The following is a 4,537-nucleotide window of genomic DNA, read 5'->3' on the forward strand; positions in this document are numbered from 1 at the left end:
GGACTGGGCTGCGCCTCTCAAGGAGAATGGGAAGCCGGGAGCCGAACGCCACTATGTGACCGAAGCCGTGTGCATCAGGGTCACGCATTGGAGAATGGTTCAAGAACCGAACGGCAGATGCCCGTCGCGCGGAACGAAGAGATTTAGCCGATCGGCGAAAATGCCGGTCAAAAACCGACCGAACCCAAGGAAAAAGCCGCCAAAATGGTGGTGTCTTGCCCCTTGTGTTCTTTCATTGGAGACAAACCATGCAGCTTGCTCATATTCCGCTTGAGAGGCTCAACATTTCCGCCCTCAACATGCGCCACGGCAAACGCGCGCCGGATATCTCCGATATCCTGCCGTCCGTTCGCGCGCGCGGCGTTCTCGTGCCGCTTCTGGTGCGGCCCAACGGGACGCCGGAAAGCTTCGAACTCCTCGCCGGACAGCGACGCTATTTCGCCGCCAAGTCGTTCCCCGACGAGCGCGGCGAGAGCGACGCCGTGCCCTGCGCCATCATGGAGGATGGCGATGACGCCGATGCGCTCGAAGCCTCGCTGATCGAAAACATCGCCCGCCTCGACCCCGACGAAGTGTCGCAATGGGAGACGTTCTCGCGGCTCATCAGAGAAGGCCGCACAGTTCCGGAGATCGCCGGCACCTTCGGCATTACGGAGCTTCAGGTGAAGCGCATCCTGGCGCTTGGCGAGCTGCTGCCCAAAATCCGCGAAGCCTATCGGCGGGACGAAATCGACGCGAAACCGCTCGCTATCTCACCATGGCTTCGAAAGCCCAGCAGAAGGACTGGCTGGCACTGTTCGCCGATCCGGGCAATACGCGCCACGCGGCTTATCAGTTGAAGCAGTGGCTGTTCGGCGGACAGTCAATCTCCACCAAGGTGGCGCTGTTTGCCATTGACGACTATCCGGGCCTGATCGTCTCCGACCTGTTTGGCGAGGAAGGTTATTTCGCGGATGCCGACCTGTTCTGGCTCAAGCAGAACGAGGCGATTGCCGGCAGGCGCGACGCCTTTCTCGAGGCCGGATGGAGCGAAGTGATCGTGCTCGAACCGGGTCAGCATTTCCACTCATGGGACCACGAAAAGACGCCGAGGAAGAGGGGCGGCAAGGTCTTTATCGCCGTCTCGCATCGCGGCGAGGTCGAGTTCCATGAAGGCTGGCTGTGGCGCAAGGAAGCGCGCCGCACCCGCGCGAATGGCGAGGGCGCAGAGGCCGAGACACCGGCCAAACCGTCGCGGCCCGAGCTCACCGGGCCGATGCAGAACTATGTCGATCTGCACCGTCATGCCGCGGTGCGCTTGGGCCTGCTCGACCATCCGGGCGCAGCACTTCGCCTGATGGCGGCGCATGCGATTGCCGGCTCCGGCCTGTGGCAGGTGCGCCCCGAGCCGCAGCGCGCCGCCAACGAGATCGTGGCCGCAAGCCTGGCAGCCTGCAAGGCCGAGGCCGCGTTCGCCGAAAAACGGCGCGAGGTCCTGGCACTGCTTGGGCAACCGGATGAGCACACCACGGTCGCTGGCCGCTATGGCGACGGCTATGACACGTCGCACGTCTTTGCCCGTTTGCTGACCTTGTCCGACGACGATGTCCTGCGCGTTCTCAGCATCGTCATGGCCGAGACGCTTGAAGCCGGCAGCGCCGTCATCGAGGCGCTCGGCAATCATCTGAATGTCGACATCGGCGCTTGTTGGCAACCGGACGACGCCTTCTTCGACCTGTTGCGTGACAAGGAAATCGCCAATTCCATGCTCGCCGATATCGGCGGCAAGCCTGTCGCGGACGGCAATGTCGCCGAGAAGATCAAGACGCAAAAGAAGATCATCCGCGACTTCCTTGCCGGCGAGAACGGCCGCGAGAAGGTGGACGGCTGGGTGCCGCGCTGGATGAAATTCCCGGTCGAAAGCTACACTGATCGAGGCGGCTTCCGCACCGCCGATCAATGGGCACGGGTCAGGTCGCTGTTCGTCCGCGCATAGCCTATCACGGCCGGCGGCGGCTTCTCGGCAGCCGCCGCTCGGCGCCGTACCCCGGTCGCACCGACAGCACGTTCGAGCATGCTTTGCCCCCGCATCCCGCAGCAAATCCGGCCGGCAAACTGCTTATCCCGTAGATCGATCAGCCACCCGGATGCTGCTCTGCGCCCGACCTGCGGTCACGATCTCGATCGGCATGGGCACCGCATCAGCCGCAGTCCTGTCAATTGCCGCCCCTCCTGCCTGGCTGCAGCGACCGCGCTTCCCTCGATCTCCATGCCCTCTTCAAGGACCATCCCCTGCGGCTGGCTTGTCGACCTATGGGCGGATCCGGCCCGCCCGAAACCCTCGCCAATCAGCTTTTTTCCCCGCCGCCTGCGGCGGCTTCCTCGCGCCGCTTCGCTTCAAAAAAGCTGCCCGCTCGGGTCCTCCGCTAGCGCTTCGGCCCTGTCGGGTTCAGGCGGTCCGGACGCGCCCATCACGGTCCGCCATCGCAGGGGATGGTCCCCGGCGACAGCAAAAGGAGACTTCGAAATGACCGCGATCGGTTACGTCAACAAGCAGGAAAACGGCGCCTACAAGGGCCAGCTCAAAACGCTCAGCGTCCGCGCCGACATCGACATCGTCCCCAACCAGGCCAAGAGCGCCGACAACCATCCCGACTTCCGGGTGCTGACGCAAGGGGTCGAAGTTGGCGCCGGCTGGATCCGCACCGGCGAGACTTCCGGCAAGGATTATGTGAGCCTGTCGATTGCAGCGCCGGAGTTCGGACCGCGCAAGCTCTACGCCAATCTGGGCCGCGCCGCCGGCCAGGACGATGACGACACTTACGCCATCATCTGGAACCCGGCCGACTGATCGGCCGGCCTCGAGCCTCGCGCCCCAGCCGGCGCGGGGCTCATTTCCAGGCGCTCCAGGCAAACCCGTCCGCCCGAAAATGCGGCGAAAACTCTCCCCCGAGTCTTCGCCCGTCCCGGAGGCGATCTCGATCGCCCATTCTCGCCCCCGCTTGTCCGAAGCGAAACGAGGAGCACCATGGACGACGAAAACGAACGCGCGGCCCGCGCCAAAAAGGGCAGTCCCTTTCTCAGCACGGCCCAGGCTGCCTTCTATATCGGGCTCTCCCAGCGCACGCTGGAAAAGATGCGGCTCAAGGGCGGCGGTCCGAAGTTCCGCAAGCACGGCCGCTATGTCCGTTACCACATCGACGAACTCGACGGATGGTCGAAAGGACACCCGCCCCATGCCGGTAACGAGGGTGGTGAGGCCGGTTCCGGCCAAGCCGGCCAGGGAGGCCGCTCATGAGCCGGCGCCCTTCCATCCGTCTGATCGGCAGCCGTCTCCGGCGCCTTCGGGCACGCAAAACCATCGCCGCTGCCGTGATTGGACTGACCCTGATCGGCTTCGCCGGCACCGTCAGACCAACGCCCTGGCTGGTCTGGAACGCCTCGGCCAGTGCGCCCGTCGGCCTCTATGGCCTCGGCTTTGCAGCACCGGCTCGCGGCGATCTGGTGCTCGTCCGCCCGCCGGAATGGCTCGCCGAACTCGCCGCCGAACGCGGCTATCTGCCCCGCAACGTGCCGCTGGTAAAACGTCTTGCCGCGCTGCCGGGCGACCATGTCTGTGCCTTCAATGACGCGATCATCATCGAAGGCGAGATCGTCGCGCGACGGCTGGCGACCGATACCAGAGGCCGCCCGCTGCCATGGTGGAACGGGTGCCGCACGCTCGCCGACAACGAAATCTTCCTGCTCGGCAGCGACGATATTCGGTCGTTCGACAGCCGCTATTTCGGGCCGGTGCCACGCGCAAATGTCATCGGGAGGCTCGTGCCGCTATGGACCGAGTGAGGCTCCTGATGTTCGGCATGATCGCCTTTGCGCCATGCGCCTGTTCCGCCTCGACCGGCGCTGAGCCGGTCGTCATCTCCCAAAGTCCGCAGCTTCGAAGGTGGCACGAGTTCACCGGCGAAGCAAGCAGACGCTTCCATGTTCCTCAAGCCTGGATTTACGCCGTCATGGATGCCGAAAGCGACGGCAAGACCATGCTCGACGGCCGCCCAATTGCCTCACGCGCGGGCGCATTGGGCCTCATGCAGGTGATGCCGGAAACGTATGAGGACATGCGTGCCGAATACGGTCTGGGCGCCGATCCGCACGATCCGCGTGACAATATTCTCGCCGGAACCGCCTATCTCAGCGCCATGTTTGACCGCTTCGGTTTCCCCGGCCTGTTTGCTGCCTACAATGCTGGACCTGAGCGCTACGAAGAGCATTTGACGCGTGGAAAGCCGCTGCCGAAAGAGACCGTTGCCTATCTCAAACAGCTCAGGGGGAAGGGGATTTCGGCTGCCGACATGGATGAATTCGGAAGGCACTCCAAGGCGCCAGACAGCCAAAACACTCCCTCCGGCCGCTCGCTCTTCTTCCTTCGTAATGGCGTTCGCACCGGCGAAGCGAAAGGCGATCTCTTTGTGCCACTCAGCGTCAATCGCGCTCGGACTGACGAGCCGAATGGCGGGTGAGTAGGCGAGCAGGGCGGGGAAGGACGGGAAGGGCCGGGAAG

General features: G+C 64.0%; 6 protein-coding genes. All 6 read left to right on the forward strand.

Annotation, left to right across the window (positions count from 1 at the left end):
• Positions 1 to 248 precede the first annotated feature (248 nt).
• The 6 genes from AC0L2Y_RS34270 to AC0L2Y_RS34295 all read left to right on the forward strand — a co-directional run bounded on the left by AC0L2Y_RS34270 (position 249) and on the right by AC0L2Y_RS34295 (position 4,496).
• Complete coding sequence (locus AC0L2Y_RS34270; RefSeq protein ID WP_473562293.1) at positions 249 to 839, forward strand: ParB/RepB/Spo0J family partition protein; 591 nt, start codon at positions 249 to 251, stop codon at positions 837 to 839.
• Positions 758 to 1,975, forward strand: a complete 1,218-nt coding sequence (locus AC0L2Y_RS34275) for a hypothetical protein (protein WP_473562294.1) — start codon at positions 758 to 760, stop codon at positions 1,973 to 1,975. Before AC0L2Y_RS34270 ends, AC0L2Y_RS34275 begins: the two co-directional genes overlap by 82 nt.
• A 531-nt stretch (positions 1,976 to 2,506) precedes the next feature.
• Positions 2,507 to 2,830, forward strand: coding sequence for a DUF736 domain-containing protein (locus AC0L2Y_RS34280; protein WP_008871905.1), 324 nt, complete (start codon positions 2,507 to 2,509; stop codon positions 2,828 to 2,830).
• Between the two features lie 177 nt (positions 2,831 to 3,007).
• Positions 3,008 to 3,277: a helix-turn-helix transcriptional regulator gene (locus AC0L2Y_RS34285; protein ID WP_473507011.1), complete on the forward strand. Its 270-nt coding sequence runs from the start codon at positions 3,008 to 3,010 to the stop codon at positions 3,275 to 3,277.
• Positions 3,274 to 3,822, forward strand: coding sequence for a S26 family signal peptidase (locus AC0L2Y_RS34290; RefSeq protein ID WP_473562295.1), 549 nt, complete (start codon positions 3,274 to 3,276; stop codon positions 3,820 to 3,822). The genes AC0L2Y_RS34285 and AC0L2Y_RS34290 overlap by 4 nt, the downstream gene beginning before the upstream one ends.
• Entirely contained in the window at positions 3,810 to 4,496 is a 687-nt protein-coding gene (locus AC0L2Y_RS34295; RefSeq protein ID WP_473562296.1) for a lytic transglycosylase domain-containing protein, read from the forward strand. The genes AC0L2Y_RS34290 and AC0L2Y_RS34295 overlap by 13 nt, the downstream gene beginning before the upstream one ends.
• The last annotated feature ends 41 nt before the right edge of the window (positions 4,497 to 4,537 follow it).

This window comes from Mesorhizobium sp. WSM4830 (genome assembly GCF_055811495.1).